Origin of the sequence: Amycolatopsis mongoliensis, from assembly GCF_030285665.1 — a bacterium.
Lineage (GTDB): Bacteria > Actinomycetota > Actinomycetes > Mycobacteriales > Pseudonocardiaceae > Amycolatopsis > Amycolatopsis mongoliensis.
Genome location: NZ_CP127295.1, coordinates 828801 through 847628 on the forward strand (window position 1 = coordinate 828801; position 18828 = coordinate 847628).

Below are 18828 nucleotides of genomic sequence, written 5' to 3' on the forward strand. Positions count from 1 at the left end.
CACTCACGACCGGCCGCGGCACGTCAGTCCAGGCCGGTGAGCCAGTCGGCGACGGCGGCGGCCGTGGTGGGCGCCTCGGTGTCGATCAGCGTGAAGTGGTGGCCCGGCGCCGTGTGCGCTTGGTCCGCGTGGGACCACGTCGTCTGCCAGGAACCCACCGCCCCGTCGAACGGATCGGCCGCACGGACCAGCAGGGACGGCGTCGCGATGTCGGCGATTTCGATGCGGGGCAACAGGTCCATGTACCGGGCCATCGCCGTGAGCTTCGCCCGGTCGAAGGCGCCGTACTGGGATTCGTGCGCCAGCATGCCCTTCGCCAGGTCCGCCGCGGTGTCGCCGATCGCGTCGTCGCCGTTGATCGCGTAGGTGTCCAGGAGCACGATGCCCGCCGCCGGGGTGCCGGCACGTTCCAGGCAGTCCGCCACGGCGTGCACCAGGATGCCCGCCGAGGAGTACCCGAGCAGCGCGAACGGCCGGTCGCCCGCCGCCTTGCGCAGGCTCTCCGCCAGCACGTCGACGATCGCCTCCGGGGTCACCGGCAGCGACTCCTCCGGCAGGAAGCCGGGCATCGGCACGGCGTAGAGCTCCCGGTCGCCGGGGAACCCGGCCGCCAGCTTCGCGTACTGGTAGACACCGCCGGTCGCCACCGGCGTGCTGAAGCAGAACAGCTGCGTCGCCGCGGTGCCCTCCTTCAGCCGCACCGGCGAGGGCAGCCCGTCGATGTCGGCCGACGAAGTGAACGACGGCCGGAGGTTCGCCACCGAGGCCAGCATGCCCAGACCGTCCTGCACCCGCCCGGCCCGCACGGAGTCGGCGAACACGCTCGCCAGCGCGTCGGCCTCCTCGGCCGGCGCGGGCGCCGGCCCGTCGCCGTCCAGTTCGGCGAGCAGGTGGGCGGCCAGGCCCGCCGGGGTCTGGTGGTCGAAGACTACGGTCGGCGGCAGCCTCAGCCCGGTGTGTTCGTTGAGCCCGTTGCGCAGTTCGACCGCGGTGAGCGAGTCCAGGCCGGACTCGAGGAAGTGCCGCTGCGCGTCGATCGCGCCGCCCCCGGCGTAGCCGAGCACGGCCGCGGTCCGGTCCAGGACCAGGTCCAGCACGGCCCGCTCCCGCTGCAGCGGGTCGAGCCCGGCCAGCCGCTGCTGCAGCGTCGGGCCCTCGGCCGCCTGCGAGGCCACCCGCCGGGTGCGCGGGGCCAAGGCCCGGAAGACCGGCGGGACGTCGCCCGGCTCCCCTTCGGTGCTCACCTTCATCGGCACCAGCAAGGCTTCCGGCCGCAGCGAAGCCGCGTCGAACAGCTCCATCCCTTCGTCCCCGGACAGCGGAGAGACGCCGTTGCGCGCCAGCCGCGCCCGGTCGGCGTCGGTCAGCGCCGCCGTGGCGTCGCTCGGGGCGTCCCACAGGCCCCAGGCGAGCGACTGCGCAGGCAGCCCGTGCGCGCGCCGGTGGACGGCGAGTGCGTCGAGGAAGCTGTTGCCGGCGGCGTACCCGGCCTGGCCGGCGTTGCCCAGCAGGCCCGCGACGGACGAGAAGAGCACGAACGCCGACAGGTTCTCGTGCTCGGTCAGCCGGTGCAGGTTCAGCGCGGCGTCGACCTTCGGCCGCAGCATCGCGGCCACCCGCTCGCGCGTCAGGGAGGTGACGGGCGCGTCGTCCACCACCGCGGCCAGGTGCACGACCGCGGTCAGCGGGTGCTCGGCCGGGATCGCGGCGAGCACCCCGGCGAGCGCGGCCTCGTCGGCGGCGTCGCAGACGCCGACCGTGACGGCCGCGCCCAGCCCGGTCAGCTCTTCGACCTGGCCGGGAGCCGCGCCGCGGCGGCTGACGAGCAGCAGGTTCCGCACGCCGTGCTCGGTGACGAGGTGCCGCACGAGCCGGGAGCCGATCCCGCCGCCGGCCCCGGTGACGAGCGTGGTGCCGTCGGGATCGAACGTCGTCGACGGCGCCTCGGCCGACGGCGCGAGCCGGGTCAGCCGGCCGCCGTGCGCGGCCCCGCCGCGGACGACGAGCTGCGGTTCACCGGCGGCCGCGAGCCGGGACACCGGGACCGCGGCGATCTCGTCGACGTCCGCGAGCACGAACCGGCCGGGGTGCTCGGACTGGACCGCCCGGACCAGGCCCCACACGGCCGCGCCGGCCAGGTCGGTGACGTCCTCGCCGGCCAGGGTGGCCGCACCGCGGGTCAGCACGACCACGGTGGAGTTCGCGAACTCCGCGCGGCCCAGCCAGTCCTGCACCAGGTCCAGGGTGCCCGTCACGGTCTCCTGCACCGTGGCGTCCGAAGTGGACAGATCGAGCGCCACGACCTCGGGAACCGGGCCGGCGCCCAGGAGCGCGTCGAGACCGTCCTCGAGCACCGCCCAGCTTCCGGTGGCGGACGCGGGCACGGGGACCGGCTGCCACGCCCATCCGTGGAGCGACTTGGGCGGCCGGGCCACCGAGACGTCCGGAGCCCCGGCCCGCAGCACCAGCGAACCGACCGAAGCGACCGGACGGCCTGTCTGGTCCGCCAGCTCGAGCGACACGGAGTCGGCGCCGAGCGGGACGACCCGCACCCGCAGCCGGGACGCGCCCGCCGCGTGCAGCTCGACGTCCGTCCACGCGAACGGCAGCCCGCCCGCGACCGTGACCGCTTCGCAGAGGCCGATCGCGTGCAGCGCGGCGTCGAAGACGGCCGGGTGCAGCCCGAACCGGTCGGCCCCGGACTCCGCCGAAGCGACCTCCGCGAACACCTCGCCGTCGCGGACCCAGGCGGCGGTCAGCCCCTGGAACGCCGGTCCGTAGCCGATGCCGACGTCGGCGAACGCTTCGTAGACGCCGTCCAGGTCCACCGGCTCGGCGCCCGCGGGTGGCCACGCCTCCAGCCCGGCGGGCTCGCCTTCCACCGAGGGCGCCAGGACGCCCGCGGCGTGCCGGACCCACGGATCCGCCGCGTCGGCCTGCGAATACACCGAGACCGCGCGGCGGCCGGCGGCAGCCGGCTCGTCGACGACGACCTGCAGCCGGACCTTGCCCAGCTCGGGCACCAGCAGGGGCGCCTCCAGCGTCAGCTCGTCGAGCCGCGGGCAGCCCGCCTCGTCACCGGCCCGCACGGCGAGCTCGACGAAGCCGGCACCCGGGAAGATGATCGCGCCGCCGACGGTGTGGTCGGCCAGCCACGGGTGCGTGTGCACCGAAATCTGCCCGGTCAGCACCACCTGCGTGGAACCCGCCACCGCCAGGGTGGCGGAGACCAGCGGGTGTTCGGTGGCGTCGAGCCCGGTCACGGCGAGATCGTCGGTGGCGCGCAAGGCTTCCACGTCGACCTCCGGCCAGAACCGGGTGCGGTGGAAGGCGTACGGCGGCAGCGGGACGCGCTCCGCGCCGCGGAACAGCCGCGCCCCGGACACGTCCAGGCCGTGGGCGAAGAAGCGGCCCGCCGCCAGCTGGGCGCCCCGCACCTCCGGCTCCTTCTTGGCCCGCATCGGGACCACGACCACGTCACGCGGGTCGCCGCTCAGGCAGCCCTGGGCCATGGCCGCGATGGTGCCGTCGGTGCCGAGCTCGACGTACCGGCTCACGCCGGCCGCTTCCAGGGCGCGGACGCCGTCGAGGAACCGCACGCCCTGCCGGCAGTTGGCCACCCAGTACTCCGGGTCGGCCCAGCGCTCCGGCGCGACCTCGGCGCCGTCCACTGTGGACACGACGGGGATCCGGGCCGGCTCGTAGGTGAGCTCCTCGGCGATCTCGCGCAACTCGGGCAGGATCTCGTCGAGCAGCGGCGAGTGGGCGGCCACCGTGATGGCCAGCCGCTTGGTCCGGCGGCCGAGCGCCCGGAAGTGCTCGACGATCGAAAGCACGTCGGCCTCCGCGCCGGACACCACGATCGACGTCGGGCTGTTGATCGCCGCGATCGCCGAGGCGGGGGTGAGCAGGGGCGTCACCTCGCTCTCGGCGGCCTCGACCGCGATCGCGGCGCCGGGCGGGGCCTCCTGCATGAGCTGGCCGCGGTAGGCGACCAGCTTCGCCGCGTCCGCCAGCGAGAACACCCCGGCCACGTGCGCCGCGGCGATCTCGCCGAAGGAGTGGCCCATCAGCGCGTCCGGGCGCAGGCCCCACGACTCGACCAGGCGGTAGAGCGACACCTGCATGGTGAAGAGCGCGGCCTGGGTGAACGCCGTCCGGTCGAGCAGCTGGGCGTCCGCCGTGCCTTCCTCGGCGAACATCACCTGGCGCAGCGAACGGCCGAGGTGGCCGTCGAACAGAGCGCTCGTCCGCGTGAAACTGTGCTCGAACACGGGGAAAGCGGCACACAGCTCACGGCCCATGCCGGGGCGCTGGGTGCCCTGCCCGGAGAACAGGAACGCCGTCCGGCCCCCGCGCGCGGTTCCCCGCGCCACCGCGGGCGAGTCCTCGCCCGCGGCCAGTGCGGTGAGCCCGGCGACGAGCTCGTCCCGGTCATCACCGGCGACCGCGGCGCGGTAGGGCAGCACCGGGGCGCGGGTCGCCAGGGAGAACCCGACGTCGAGCGGGTCCAGCCCCGGGTTCTCCTGCAGGTGGGTCAGCAGCGCGGCGGCCTGCAACGGCAGCGCCTCCGGGGTGCGTGCGGTCAGCAGCCACGGCGGGAGCACCGCGACGCGGTCTTCCGGTGCGCGCACCGGCTCGGGTCCGGCGGCCGGCGGCGCCTGCTCCAGGATCACGTGCGCGTTGGTGCCGCTGTACCCGAAGGACGACACGCCGGCCCGGCGCGGCCGTCCGCGGTCGGGCCACGGGATCGTCTCGGCGAGCAGCCGCACGGTGCCCGGCGACCAGTCGACGTGCGGCGTCGGGTCGTCGCTGTAGCGGCTCATCGGCAGCTCGCCGTGCCGCATCGCGAGGACCATCTTGATCACTCCGGCGACGCCCGCGGCGGCCTGGGTGTGCCCGATGTTCGACTTGACCGACCCCAGCCACAGCGGCTCGTCCTGCGCCCGGTCCCGGCCGTAGGTGGCGAGCAGGGCGTTGGCCTCGATCGGGTCGCCCAGCTTGGTGCCGGTGCCGTGCCCTTCCACCGCGTCCACGTCGTGCGGGCCGAGGCCGGCGAGCTTGAGCGCGCGCCGGATCACCCGTTCCTGCGACGGGCCGTTCGGCGCGGTGAGGCCGTTGGACGCGCCGTCGGAGTTCACCGCGCTGGCCCGGACCACGGCGAGGACCTCGTGCCCGTTGCGCCGGGCGTCGGACAGCCGCTCGAGGACCAGCAGGCCGGCGCCCTCGGCCCAGCCCAGCCCGTCGGCCGCCGCCGAGTAGGGCTTCGACCGTCCGTCGGCAGCGGTGCCGCCGTTGTCGAAGTTCACGAACGGCTCCGGCGACACCAGCGCCGACACCCCGCCGGCCAGTGCCAGCGAGCAGTCGCCCTGGCGCAGCGCCTGGATGGCCAGGTGCAGCGCCACCAGCGACGACGAGCACGCGGTGTCGATCGAGACCGCGGGTCCCTCCAGGCCGTAGACGTAGGCGACCCGCCCGGACACGACGCTGCCGAGCGCGCCGGAGCCGCGGAACAGGCCGTGCTCGGTCCCGCCCATCGGGCCGGGGTCGTAGTCGGACTGCATCACCCCGGCGAAGACGCCGGTGTCGGTTCCCTTGAGCGCCAGCGGGTCGATGCCGGCGGACTCGCACGCTTCCCAGCACGCTTCGAGGAGCATCCGCTGCTGCGGGTCCATCATCACGGCTTCGCTCGGGCTGATGCCGAAGAAGCCGGCGTCGAAGTCGGTGGCGCCGGTGACGAACCCGCCGTTGGGCTCCTTGCCCGCGGCCGCCGCCAGGCCGAGCCAGTATTCGAGGTCCCAGGACCGGTCCTCCGGGAACCGCGAGGTGCCGTCACGGCCGGCCGTGATCAGCTCCCACAGCTCCTCCGGGTTCGTGACGCCGCCGGGGTACCGGCAGGCCATGCCGACGATCGCTACCGGCTCGTCGGTGCCCACGCCGGCGGTGGTCTCCTCGGGCTCCCCCGCGTCGCCGAGCTCGCCCAGAAGCGACTCGTGCAGGTGGGCCGCGAGGTCGCCCGCGGTCGGGTGGTCGAAGACGAGCGTCGCGGTCAGGCTCAGGCCGGTGGCCTCGTTGAGCGCGTTGCGCAGTTCGACCGCGGTCAGCGAGTCGAACCCGAGGTCCTTGAACGCGCGGTCGGCGTCGATGAGGCCGGCCGAGCCGTGGCCGAGGACCGCGGCCGCGTGCTGGACGACCAGCTCGAGCAGGTGGCCGGGACGCTTCTCCGCGGGCAGCCGGATCAGCTTGCCCAGCAACGAGTCCGCGCCCGCCTCGCGGTCGGACACCGTCCGCCGGGACGCCGGGACGAGACCGCGCAGCAGGTCGGGGACGCCACCCGCGTCGCGCCACGCGGGCAGGTCGAGCTTGATCGGGACGTAGAGGTCGCCCGCCGCGCCGACCGCGGCGTCGAACAGCGCCAGGCCCTCGTCGACGCCGAAGGCGCCGAGGCCGCGCTTGCCGTGGGTTTCGCCGGCCATGCCGGCCGCCGACTCCCACATGCCCCACGCCAGCGAGTGCGCGGGCTTGCCCTCGGCGCGGCGCACCGCGGTGAGCGCGTCCAGGAAGGCGTTGGCGGCAGCGTAGTTCGCCTGGCCGGGCGCGCCGAGCACGCCGGCGGCCGAGGAGAACGTGACGAACGCGGTGAGGTCGCCGGCCAGCTCGTGCAGGTGCCAGGCGGCCAGGGCCTTCGGGTCGAAGACGCCGTCGACGCGCTCGGGCGTCATCGAGGCGAAGACGCCGTCGTCGAGCACCCCGGCCGCGTGGACGACCGACTTCACCGGGTACTTCTTCAGCAGGGCACGAACTTTCGCGCGGTTCGCGAGGTCGGCGGCCACGACGGCCGCCTCGGCCCCCAGCTCCGCCAGCTCGGCCACCAGCTCCGCCGCTCCCTCGGCCTCGGGACCACGACGGCTGACGAGCACGAGGTCCTTGACGCCGTGCTGCCGCGCGAGGTGCTTCGCGACGAGCTTGCCCAGGGCACCGGTACCGCCCGTGATCAGCACCGTGCCCCACTCGGGCGGCTCGGCGGCTTCGGGCACCGCGCGGGCCAGCCGCGGCACCGAGACTTCACCGTTCTCGACCCGCACCGACGTCTCGTCGGCAACGGAGACGGCGGCCAGCTGCTCGGGCGTCGCGCTGCCCTCGACGAGCACGATCCGACCGGGGTTCTCGACCTGCGCGGAGCGGACGAGCCCGGCGACGGCAGCCCCGGCCAGGTCGTCGGGGGTCACCACGAGCAAGCGTCGTTCGTCGGCGGACAGCCGGTTCTGGATCTCCGGCAGAGCGCTGTGGACGGCCTTCTTCGCCGCCGCGGCGGTCGTGCCGGGCTTGACTTCGTACACCGTGAAGTCCGCTTCGGAACCGTCCGGCAGGGTCGTCGGGACCCAGTCGACGCGGTAGAGGGAGTCGGTGCCGCCGGGCTTCGCGCGGGCCGCGGCGAGCTGTTCCTCGCTGATCCGGCGCAGCCCCAGCTGCCCGACCCGGGCGACCGGAGCGCCGGCCGAGTCGGCCAGCCGCAGCTCGACCGTCTGCTCGCCGGTCGGGTGGACGTGCACTCGCAGCGAAGCCGCGCCCGCGGCCAGCAGCTCGACGTCGGACCAGGAGTACGGCAGCGTGGTGCCCTCGCCCGCGGCTGAACTGAGCCCGACGGCGTGCAGGGACGCGTCGAAGACCGCGGGGTGCAGGCCGAACGCTTCGGCGCCGAGCCGGTCCTGCTCGGGCAGGGCGACTTCGGCGAAGATGTCCTCGCCGGCCCGCCAGGCCGCGCGCAGGCCCTGGAAGACCGGGCCGTAGGCCATGCCGGCTTCGGCCAGCAGGTCGTACATGCCGTCGATGTCGACGACCTCGGCCCCGGCGGGCGGCCACGCGCCGAGGTCGAACGCGGCGGCGGCCGTCGCGGGTGCGAGCGTGCCGTCGGCGTGCCGGGTCCAGCCGCCGGTGGCGGCGAGGTCGTCGGGTCGCGAGTGGACGCTGATCGGGCGGGAGCCGTCGGCGGCGGGCTTGCCGATCCGGACCTGGATCCGCGCGGCACCCTTCGCGGGCAGCACCAGCGGGGCGTGCAGGGTCAGGTCGCGGACGCGGCCGCAGCCGACCTCGTCGCCGGCGCGGACGGCCAGCTCGACGAACGCCGTGCCCGGCAACAGGATCGCCCCGCCGACGACGTGGTCGTTGAGCCACGGGTGGGTGGTGGCGGAGATCCGGCCGGACAGCAGCACGCCGTCGGTGTCGGCCAGCAGGGTGGCCGCGCCGAGCAGGGGGTGGTCGACCGGGTCGAGGCCGATCGAGGAGACGTCGCCGGATTCGTTCGACACCTCGAGCCAGTACCGCTGGTGCTGGAAGGCGTAGGTCGGGAGGTCCGCCCGGCCCGCACCGCGGGCGGTGAAGTGCGCGGCCCAGTCCGGCACGACGCCGCGGACGTGCAGGGTGGCGAGCGCGGTCGCGACGGCGACGTCTTCGGGGACGTCCCGGCGCTGGGCCGCGACGGCGAGCGCGGAGTCGGCGGACTGCGGGACGGCGGCGGTCAGCGGGGCGTCCGGGCCCAGTTCCAGGAACCGGTTGACGCCCTCGGCGGTCAGCGCGCGCACGGCGTCGGCGAACCGGACCGGCTGCCGGACGTTGCTCACCCAGTACTCGGGATCGGTCAGCTCGGCCGAGACCTCCCCGCCGGTGACGCTCGAGACGACGGTCAGCTCGGGCTGCGCGTAGGTGAGACTCCTTGCCACGGCGCGGAACTCCGCCAGCATCGGATCCATCAGCCGCGAGTGGAACGCGTGCGAGACCTTCAGCCGCGTGGTCCGGCGGCCCGCGTCGACGAACTTGTCGCCGATCGCGACGACCGCGTCCTCCGCGCCGGAGATGACGACGGCTCGCGGGCCGTTGACGGCGGCGACGTCGACTGTCCCTTGTGGATCGTGGGCGACGACCTCCTCGGCCGTGCCCTCGACGGCGACCATCGCACCCCCGGTGGGCAGGGCCTGCATCAGGCGGCCCCGGGCGGCGACCAGTTTCGCGGCGTCGGCGAGGGAGAACACGCCCGCGCAGTGGGCCGCGGCGAGCTCGCCGATGGAGTGGCCGCACACCGCGTCCGGGACCAGGCCCCACGACTCGACGAACCGGAACAGCGCGACCTCGAAGGCGAACAGGGCGGCCTGGGTGTGCCCGGTCTGCGACAGGGCGTCCGCGTCGGTGTCGATCACCTCGCGGATCGGGCGGTCGAGGTGCTTGTCCAGCTCGGCGCAGGTCTCGGCGTACGCCTGGGCGAACGCCGGGTACTGGGCGCTGAGGACCGCGCCCATCCCGGCGCGCTGGGAACCCTGGCCGGAGAACAGGAACGCGGTGCTCGTCTCGCCGCGGGCGACGCCGGTCAGCGCGCCCGGCTCGCCGTCGGCGAACCCGCGCAGCGCGGCGATCAGCTCGTCGCGGTCGCTCGCCACGACGGCGGCGCGGTGGTCGAGGTGCGTGCGCCCGGCGGCCAGCGTGCGGGCGATGTCGAGCGGCTGCGCGGGGTTCCCGTCGAGGTCCGCGAGCAGCCGCGTGGCCTGCGCCCGCAACGCCTGCGGTGTCCGGCCCGACAGCACGAACGGGATCGCGGCGTCGTCGCGCGGCGTCTCCTCGGCGGCGTCGTCGGGGTCCGGGGCTTCCTCGAGGATGACGTGGGCGTTGGTGCCGCTCAGGCCGAAGCACGAGACGGCGCCGCGGCGCGGGTGCCCGTTGCGCTCCCATGGGCGCCGCTCGGTGAGCAGCTCGACCTGCCCGGCGCTCCAGTCGACCTGCCGGGTCGGCTGGTCGACGTGCAGCGTCTGCGGCAGCACTCCGTTGTTCAGGGACAGCACGATCTTCAGCACGCCGGCGACACCGGACGCCGCCTGGGTGTGCCCGAGGTTGGACTTGACCGAACCCAGCCACAGCGGGGAGTTCTCGGGCCGGCCCTGGCCGTAGGTGGCGAGCAGCGCGCCGGCCTCGATCGGGTCGCCGAGCTTGGTCGCGGTGCCGTGCGCCTCGACGACGTCGACCTCGTCCGGGCTGACCCGGGCGTTGGCGAGCGCCTGGCGGATCACGCGCTGCTGGGCGGGACCGTTGGGTGCGGTCATGCCGTTGGACGCGCCGTCCTGGTTGATCGCGGTGCCGCGGACGATCGCGAGCACCGGGTGGCCGTTGCGGCGCGCGTCGGAAAGCTTTTCCACCAGCAGCATCCCGCAGCCCTCGGACCAGCCGGTGCCGTCGGCCGAGTCGGCGAAGGCGCGGCAGCGGGCGCTGCGGGCGAGCGTGCCGTCGAGGCTGAACTCGACGAACGTGCGCGGCGTCGACATCACCGAAACGCCGCCCGCCAGTGCGAGCGAGCACTCACCGGCGCGCAGCGCCTGCACGGCCATGTGCAGCGCGACCAGCGACGACGAGCACGCGGTGTCGATGGTGACGGCCGGGCCTTCCAGGCCGAAGGTGTAGGCGAGGCGGCCGGAGATGACGCCGGAGGAGCCGTAGCTGCCCTGGTAGTTGTGGTACATCGTGCCGGCGAAGACGCCGGTGGGGCTCCCTTTGACCGAGTTCGGGGCGATCCCGGCGCGTTCGAAGGCCTCCCAGGACGTTTCCAGCAGCAGCCGTTGCTGGGGGTCCATGAGCAGGGCTTCGCGGGGGCTGATGCCGAAGAGATCGGCGTCGAACTCCAGGGCGTCGTGGAGGAAACCGCCCTCGCGCACGTAGCTCGAACCCGGTCGTTCCCCGGCCGGGTCGTAGAGCCGCTCGAGGTCCCAGCCGCGGTCGGCGGGGAACTCCCCGATCGCGTCGACGCCTCCGTCGAGCAGCCGCCACAGCTCTTCCGGGCTCGTGGCGCCACCGGGGAAGCGGCAGGCCATGCCGATGATCGCGATCGGCTCCCGGATGGCTTCGGTCAGCCGCCGGTTCTTCTCCCGCAGCCGTTCGCTCTCCTTGAGGGAGGCGCGGAGCGCACCGACCAGCTTGTCTTCGGAGTTGCCCACGAGTCCTCTTTCCTTCCACGTCGGCTGCGCTGGAAACGGGATCGAGCCCCCACAGCAATGGATCCGACGATACGAGCGCGCCGCGGGCGCACCCACCCCTAACGGCCCCATGACGTGGGAATTCCGCCCCTAATGCGGTGTCCGGGAAATTCGCCCGCCGGGCCGGGTGCGCTGCCACAGCGGGACCGAATCCGGGATCCCGGTAGCGCCACCGGTCACCGCGCCCCCAACCCGGGCGTTCACACCCCCGCCAAGGTCCGCTTTAGACGGTCTTTAGGGGTTGTCGGCCCTGGTCGGCGAATGTCAGATTCCCGGAAGACACTTCCGATCGTGATGCCGTGCGACGGCACTTCCATCAGCACCAAGACTGGGGATCCGGTATGCACAGGAAAATTAGCAAGCTGCTGGTCGTGGGGGCGCACGGCGACGACGAGACGCTGGGCGCGGGCGGCACCATCGCCCGGCTCGCCGACGAGGGCGTGACGATCGCGCTCTGCATCCTGACCAACGACGACGGCTCGCGCTCGGCGAACGGCACCGGCGTCGTCAACCGCACCGGTGCGATCGAGCTGGCCGCGAAGACGCTGGGCATCGAACGCGTGCGCATCCACGAGTTCGGCGACAACCGGCTCGACACGGTCAGCCACCTCGAGCTCAACCGCGTGGTGGAGCACGAGGTCCGGGACTTCGAGCCCGACACGATCCTCACCACGAGCATGTGCGACCTGAGCACCGACCACGCGCTGGTCAGCCGCGCCGCCCGGGTGGCGGGCCGGCCGGGCAAGGGCAGCGTGCAGGAGGTCCGGACCTTCGAGATCCGCTCGGCGACCGACGTCGGCGAGGCGTCCGGGCTGCCGGTCACCTTCCGCCCCAACTGCTGGCAGCGCCTCGAGGAGAGCCACCTCGAGCGCAAGATCGAGGCGCTGCGCGCGTACGGCAAGGAACTCGAGCCCTGGCCCCACCCGCGCAGCGAGCGAGGCGTCCGTGCCCTCGCCGAATACCGCGGCTCGCAGGTCTCCACCGAGCTCGCCGAAGCTTTCGAAATCGTCCGGGTCGTGCACTGACCCTTCCACCGTGCAAGAGACGGGTGAACCGCAATGACGAGTACTGTCGCTGAACACGAAGTCTTGGCCGAGCTGAACGAACTGACCTCCGTGGCGGTCATCGGGATGGGGTACGTCGGCCTGCCCACCGCGCTCGGCCTGCACGAGAGCGGGGTCGGCATCATCGGCATCGACCTCTCGCAGAACCGCCTCGACGCGATCCGCGCCGGCGAGGTCGACCTGATCGAGGCCGACCACCGCCGGCTGGAGAAAGCCGTGCACCAGGAGGACTTCCAGCTCACCGCCGACCTGGCGCGGATGGCCGAGGCCGACGCGGTGCTGGTGTGCGTGCCCACCGGCCTGGACGAGTACCTGATGCCCGACCTCGGCCCGCTGGAAAGCGCCTGCGCGGCCGTGCTCGCGCACGCCCGGGCCGGCCAGACGGTGATCCTGACCTCCACCAGCTACGTCGGCACCGCCGCGCGGATGCTGGTGAAGCCGTTGACCGCCAAGGGGTTCAAGATCGGCCGCGACATCTTCGTCGCGTCCAGCCCCGAGCGCATCGACCCCGGCAACGTCACGCACACGCAGCAGGAGACCCCGCGCGTCCTGGGCGGCGTGACGCCGGCGTGCACCGCGATGGCGCAGCGCGTGATCACCCTGCTGACCCCGCAGGTGCACTGCGTCAGCTCCGCGGAGGCGGCCGAGCTGACGAAGCTCTACGAGAACACCTTCCGCGCGGTGAACATCGCGCTGGCCAACGAGTTCGCGGAGATCAGCGACGGCTTCTCGATCGACCCGATCGAGGTGATCGACGCGGCCGCGAGCAAGCCCTACGGCTTCATGGCCTTCCACCCCGGCCCGGGCGTCGGCGGTCACTGCATCCCGTGCGACCCCCACTACCTGCTCTGGCAGCTGCGCGCCACCCAGCACAACGCGCCGCTCGTCACGCAGGCCATGCACGCCATCGCCGAACGCCCCAAGCAGGTCGTCGACCGCGTCGCCGGCACGTTGTCCCGCAACGGGAAGGGCCTGGCGGGCACCCGGGTGCTGGTGGTCGGCGTGACGTACAAGCCCGGCGTCCAGGACGTCCGGTCGTCGTCGGCCCTGGACATCATCGACCTGCTGACGGCGAAGGGCGCGAAGGTCGGCTACCACGACCCGCTGGTGCCGACCATCCGCGTCACGGGCGGTCAGCTGGACAACGTCGTCGAGCCGGACGGCGACTGGGACGTCGCGCTGATCCACACCGTCCAGCCCGGCCACGGGTACGACTGGCTCGGGCGGTGCCCGCTCGTCATCGACGCCACCTACCGATTCGACCCCGCGCTCTTCGCGAACTGATTCTTCCGGGGGTTCCGGGTGGCGGAGCCCCCGCCCTGGGGCGAAGCCCCGGACAACACTGAGAGGACACCCGACGTGCGTTACCTCATCACCGGCGGCGCCGGCTTCATCGGCTCCCACCTGACCGAGCACCTCCTGGAGCGCGGCCACGAGGTCGTCGCGCTCGACAACCTCAGCACCGGCACGCTGGACAACCTCGCCGGGGTCCGGGAGCACCCGGGCTTCCGCTTCGTGCGCGGCTCGGTGACCGACTCGGCGGCGGTCGAGGCGTGCATGGCCGGCGTCGACGCGGTCTTCCACCTCGCCGCCGCGGTCGGCGTCTTCACCATCCTCGACAAGACCCTGGAAAGCCTCCGCACCAACCTGCACGGCGCGGAGACGATGCTGGACGCGGCGCTGCGGCACGACGTGCCGATCCTGGTCGCGTCCACGAGCGAGATCTACGGCAAGAACACCGCCGACGGGCTCACCGAGGACGCCGACCGGATCATCGGCTCGCCCCTGAAGAACCGCTGGTCCTACGCCGAGGCGAAGGCACTGGACGAGACGTTCGCCTACCTGTACGCGGTCGAGCACGGCCTGCGCACGGTGATCGTCCGCCCGTTCAACACGGTCGGCCCCCGCCAGACGGGCCGCTACGGCATGGTCGTCCCGCGGTTCGTGAAGCAGGCGCTGGCGGGCGAGCCGATCACGGTCTTCGGCGACGGCCAGCAGACGCGCTGCTTCTGCCACGTCCACGACGTCGTGCCGGCGCTGGTGGCGTTGCTGTCCGACGAAACGGCGTACAGCAAGGTGTTCAACCTGGGCAGCACCGAGCAGACGACGATCGCCCAGCTCGCCGAGCGCGTGATTTCGGCGACGGGTTCGTCGAGCACGATCGCGAAGGTGCCGTACGAGGAGGCCTACGGCGACGGGTACGAGGACATGCAGCGCCGGATCCCGGACTGCACGAGGGCGCTCGAGCAGATCGGGTTCGCCCCGAGCAGGACGCTGGACGACATCATCGCGGCGGTCGTCGCGGACCAGCAAGGTTCCTGAGCTGACGCCCACGAGGGGCACCCTGGTGGCTCTCGAGCCACGGGGTGCCCCTCAGTGCGTTGCGCTGCCGGCGGGACCGAGCTTGCGGTACACCGTCTCCAAGACCACCGTCGCGTCTTCGGGACGCACCCCCAGCGCTTCCGCGACCGCCTCGATCCCCGGCGCCGCCAAGGCGAGCTCCGCCACCCGCACCTCCACCTCGGTCAGCAGCGCGCGCCCGCTCACTGCCCGCCCTCGGCCCCGGCGAACTCGCCCGCCAGCGCGGCCCGGCCGGCGACGCCCAGCTTGCGGTACACGCGGGTCAGGTGCTGCTCCACCGTGCTCACCGTGATGTACAGCGTCTCCGCGATCTGCCGGTTCGTCCGGCCCTCCACCGCCAGTTCGGCGACTCTCAGCTCCGCCTCGCTCAGCGCGGATGCCGACGGCGACGCCGGTTCCGGGCGCGCAACCTGCCGCGTCGCGGCGGGAGGCCTCGGCGCCTGCCTTCCCTGGCGCGGCAGGTGCACCGGCCGCACCAGGCTGCCGCCGGCGCGTTCCGCGCGCTGGCTCAGGTGGTTGATCGTGCGCATCGTCTTCGCCAGCTCCAGCCGGTCGCCGGACGCCCGGAACGCCTCCGCCGCCCGGTTCAGCAGCCCCGGGCGCGCCGCCGCGTCACCGGCGAGCGCCAGCACGCGCAGGGCGGACCCGCGCGAGTACGCGTCGCCCGGCCCCGCCAGGGACTGCTTGGCCAGTTCGACGGCGACGGCCGTGTTGCCCAGCCCGAGGTTCGCCTCCGCGAGGTCGGCCTGCCACGGCAGGACCGCCGGGAGCTCCAGCTCCTGCTCGTGCAGGATCCGCCGGCACTGCTGCAGATCGCTCACGGCCGCGAGGCCGCGGTTGGTCGCCAGGTGGAAGTGCCCGCGCGCCCGCAGGTACCGGACGCCGCCCAGGGTCCCCCACGCCGCGTCCGGCAGCGGGTGCCGCAGCACCGCCGCCGCGTCCTTGAACGCCCCGGACGCGGTGTGCGCGATCAGCAGCGTCGCCAGCGGGTAGCTGATCGCGACGCCCCAGTTCGGCGCGTCCAGCGCGGCCAGCGCCCGGTTCCCGAGGTCGACGGCACCCGTGACGTCGCCCCGGCGCAGCAGCAGGCTCGCGCGGATCGCGTCGAGCATCGCCTTCCACGTGATCGCGCCCCGGTACTCGGCTTCCTCGCTGAGCGATGTGCACCAGCCTTCCGCGCGGTCGGCCCGGTCGTCCTGGGCCAGCGCGAGGATCGCCGTGGCCAGCGCTTCCAGCGAGGTGTCCGAAAGCCGGCAGTTCTGCAGGATCCGCTCCGCGCACGCCGAAGTCGTCTCGGTGCCGCCGGTGCGCCACACCGCGGCCAGGGAGTTCGCCGTGTGCAGCCAGGGATCGGCCGGGTCGGCCGTCGTCGTCGAGACGCCGTAGTGCCAGTAGCCGGCGAGGATGAGCTCCGCCGAGGTGCGCGGGTCCAGCGGTTCGACGTCGTGCTCGAGCGCGGCGAACGAGCGCTCGAAGGTGTCCCGGTCACCCAGCCACAGCGACTGCCGCGCGAGCCCGATCCGGTCGGAGGCGTCCAGCGAACCCGCCTCGCGCAACGATCTCAGGTGCGGTGCGGCGGCGGCCGGGTTGACGCGCCAGGTGATCTTGGCGAGCAGCTGCGAGATCGTCTGCTGCTCCCACCGCGCCTTCGCGACCGACGCGGCGAGCTTCAGGCAGCGGGTGGCGAAGTCGATGTCGTCGCCGAGCATCACCTGCTCCGCCGCCGCGACCAGCACCGGCAGCGCCCAGTCGGCCTCCGCCTCCCCCGCGGCGACCAGGTGCCGGGCGACTTCGGCGGGGCTGAGCCCGCGGGCGTGCTTCACCTCGGCGGCCCGCACGTGCAGCCGGACCTTCTCCGACCCGCGCAGCCCGCCCACCACCGCGGCGACGGCCGGCGGCCGGAACCGGAGGCCCGCGACCAGGCCCGCGTCGGCGAGCCGGCCGGTGGACGCCTCCGCCTCCAGCGGGTCGACCCCGGCGACGATGGCCACGGCCTCGGTGGTGACGTCGCTGTCCAGCACCGCGATCGCGGTCGCCACCTCCCGCAGCGGCGAGCCGTAGCGGTGCAGCAGCCGCTGCACGGCCTCGGCGTACGCCGTGCCGGTGTCCGCGCTGCCGCGGTGGGCGTCGACCAGCGCCCTGACCAGCAGCGGGTTCCCCGCGCTCAGCTCGTGGATCTGCTCCGGCAGCCCGGCACCGGCGGCCGGCACCAGCTCCGCGATGGCCTGGACCGACCACGGCGTCAGCTCCACGTGCCGGTGCGGCAGCGAGGTGAACGGCGAATCCGCGTACGCCCCGTCGGCGTGGCTGAGGACCAGCAGCAGCGCCGCGGACGGCGCCCGCCGCTGCAGGCGCAGCAGGAGCCGCGCCGAGGTCTCGTCCACGTGGTGGACGTCGTCGACGGCCACCAGCACCGCGCGTTCGCGGGCCAGCCGGTGCACCGCGCTGCACAGCTCGGCGATCCGTTCGTCGACGTCGCCGCCGGCCGGGCACCCGGTCAGCGACGGCGGCAGCAGCGGGCTCGCCAGCAGCTGGTCGATCACCCCGCCGTCCACGTCCCGCTCGTCGGCGGCACCGGCCGCGGTCAGCGTGACGATGCCCAGTTCCTTGGCCCGCACCACCACCTGGTGCTGCAGGTGTGTCTTCCCGCTGGCCGGCCCCCCGCCGACCAGCACCGTCTCTCCCACGCCGGCGTCGCATTCGATCAGCAGGTCCTCGAGAAAAGCCAAGGCCCCCTGCGGATTCTCACGGCGGTTCTGCCCCCAGATCGCGCCCATCGCAAGCTCCTCGAAGCAGGCGGTTGTCTTCCTGCCCCCACGACGTTCGCAGCAGGCGCCTAAGCAGGGCCAACCGCGATCTAAAGTCACCCAACGGAGTGAATCGGACACAGTTTCGCTAGGGGTTGCCAGTGCGGGGAAGGCCCCGAACACTTCGGAAACTGTGACTGCCCTGAACGAAAGAACGAGCCGGTGGATCCGGCGCTTCCACGCGGCCGACGACGCCGCCGTGCGGCTGGTCTGCCTGCCGCACGCGGGCGGGTCGGCGACGGCCTACTTCCCGTTCTCGCGCGCGGCCACCGCCGCCGGGCTGGACGCCGACGTCGTCGCCGTCCAGTACCCCGGCCGCCAGGACCGGCTGGGCGAACGCTGCTACGACGACGTCGACGCCATGGCCGACGCGATCGCCGACGACCTCGGCCCGTGGTTCGACCGGCCGGTGGCACTCTTCGGCCACAGCATGGGCGCGACGCTCGGCTACGAGGTCGCCCGCCGGCTCGAAGCGCGGGGCGCGCGGCCGCTGGGCCTGTTCGCGTCCGCCTGCCGGGCGCCGTCCGCCCAGCGGATCGAGTACGTCCACCAGCGCGACGACGACGGCCTGATCGCGGCGATCAGGGAGCTCAGCGGCACCGACAAGGCTGTGCTGGGCGACGACGAGCTGCTGCGCATGGTGCTGCCCGCGATCCGCGGCGACTACACCGCGGTCGAGACGTACCGCCACCGCGCGGGACGCGAGCTGGAGTGCCCGATCCACGTGCTGGTGGGCGACGACGACCCGGTGACGGAGATCGCCGAGGCGGACGCCTGGCGCGCCCACACGACGGGAGAGTGCGTCGTGGAGGTGTTCCCCGGTGGCCACTTCTACCTGAACGCCCAGCTGGAGGGCGTGTTGGCCAGTGTCAAGGCCCGGCTGGGTGACTGGAGCCCTTAGGGGTGGGGTGGGGAAACCCCAGGCGGAGTTCAGGTGCGGACCCCATGGTTCGGCGGGCCCCGGTCCGTGAAACTGGGTACATCGAAGAAAACGACCTGCCCCCGGAGGTAGTCATGATGGCGATCCAGACCGTTCCCGGTGTCACCCAGCGGATGCTCCCCAACGGCCACCTCCGGCTGAGCTGCCGCACCACGAGCCGCCAGATCGAGTGCGAGCCGGTGGCGGCGGCGATGTGGATCGCGCTGAAGCAGCACAACGGCGACATCGACCGTGCGAGCGCGGTTCTGGCGGCGCTGTGGGAGACCGACGTCGAGGACACCCGCTACGACATGATGCTGCTGGCGGGCTCGCTGTGCTCCCTGGGGCTGCTGGCCGAGGTGTGACGGCCCCGCGGCGGACGCCTGGGGGCGTTCGTCCGGGTGTGTTCCCGGCTCGCGTCGAGCGCCCTTGTCCGAGGTGGCGATCCGCGAGCCTGACCCGCGCGGCCGTACTCCATGCCGTGCATTCCTGACTTGCGTCGAGCGCGCCCCGCGCGGCGCTCCGCGAACCCGCACCGCTCCCGGCCTCCCCAGGACCCCGAAAGCCGTGAAGGACTCCTTACCGGCCATAAGAGCCGGTAAGGAGTCCTTCACGGCACACGAAAGGGACCGCCTCCGACGTCGTTGGCGGAAGCGGTCCCTGGC

8 protein-coding genes are annotated in these 18828 nt (G+C 73.4%); 5 read left to right on the plus strand and 3 right to left on the minus strand.

Annotated elements, in window-relative coordinates:
- Nucleotides 1–23 precede the first annotated feature (23 nt).
- Nucleotides 24–10973, minus strand: a complete 10950-nt coding sequence (locus tag QRX60_RS03905) for a type I polyketide synthase (RefSeq protein ID WP_285999427.1) — start codon at nt 10971–10973, stop codon at nt 24–26.
- A gap of 380 nt (nt 10974–11353) precedes the next feature.
- On the opposite strand from QRX60_RS03905, the gene QRX60_RS03910 reads away from it, so the two are divergent.
- The 3 genes from QRX60_RS03910 (at nt 11354) to QRX60_RS03920 (ending at nt 14398) form a co-directional block, all read left to right on the plus strand.
- Nucleotides 11354–12037, plus strand: coding sequence for a PIG-L deacetylase family protein (locus QRX60_RS03910; protein ID WP_285999428.1), 684 nt, complete (start codon nt 11354–11356; stop codon nt 12035–12037).
- Nucleotides 12038–12070: 33 nt separating this feature from the next.
- The gene (locus QRX60_RS03915) at nt 12071–13360 is read left to right on the plus strand and encodes a nucleotide sugar dehydrogenase (RefSeq protein WP_285999429.1); all 1290 of its coding nucleotides are present in this window, start codon (nt 12071–12073) and stop codon (nt 13358–13360) included.
- Nucleotides 13361–13435: 75 nt separating this feature from the next.
- A complete protein-coding gene (locus QRX60_RS03920) occupies nt 13436–14398 on the plus strand; it encodes an NAD-dependent epimerase/dehydratase family protein (RefSeq protein WP_285999430.1) in 963 nt (320 codons plus the stop codon).
- A gap of 51 nt (nt 14399–14449) precedes the next feature.
- Here QRX60_RS03920 and QRX60_RS03925 read toward each other — a convergent pair whose 3' ends face one another.
- Nucleotides 14450–14623, minus strand: coding sequence for a hypothetical protein (locus QRX60_RS03925; RefSeq protein WP_285999431.1), 174 nt, complete (start codon nt 14621–14623; stop codon nt 14450–14452).
- Complete coding sequence (locus QRX60_RS03930; protein WP_285999432.1) at nt 14620–17214, minus strand: helix-turn-helix transcriptional regulator; 2595 nt, start codon at nt 17212–17214, stop codon at nt 14620–14622. The genes QRX60_RS03925 and QRX60_RS03930 overlap by 4 nt, the downstream gene beginning before the upstream one ends.
- Nucleotides 17215–17377: 163 nt before the next feature.
- Between QRX60_RS03930 and QRX60_RS03935 the strand changes: the two genes are divergently transcribed.
- Nucleotides 17378–18145, plus strand: coding sequence for a thioesterase II family protein (locus tag QRX60_RS03935; protein WP_332845823.1), 768 nt, complete (start codon nt 17378–17380; stop codon nt 18143–18145).
- 113 nt (nt 18146–18258) lie between these two features.
- Nucleotides 18259–18528 carry a hypothetical protein gene (locus QRX60_RS03940; protein WP_285999433.1) on the plus strand — a complete coding sequence of 90 codons (270 nt, stop codon included), beginning with the start codon at nt 18259–18261 and terminating at the stop codon, nt 18526–18528.
- Nucleotides 18529–18828 lie beyond the last annotated feature (300 nt).

What these genes read in the sequence shown, in the direction of transcription:
- QRX60_RS03910 (WP_285999428.1), top strand. Translation starts at nt 11,354, where the DNA reads ATGCACAGGAAAATTAGCAAGCTGCTGGTCGTGGGGGCGCACGGCGAC.
- QRX60_RS03915 (WP_285999429.1), top strand. Translation starts at nt 12,071, where the DNA reads ATGACGAGTACTGTCGCTGAACACGAAGTCTTGGCCGAGCTGAACGAA.
- QRX60_RS03930 (WP_285999432.1), bottom strand. Translation starts at nt 17,214, where the DNA reads ATGGGCGCGATCTGGGGGCAGAACCGCCGTGAGAATCCGCAGGGGGCC.
- QRX60_RS03940 (WP_285999433.1), top strand. Translation starts at nt 18,259, where the DNA reads ATGATGGCGATCCAGACCGTTCCCGGTGTCACCCAGCGGATGCTCCCC.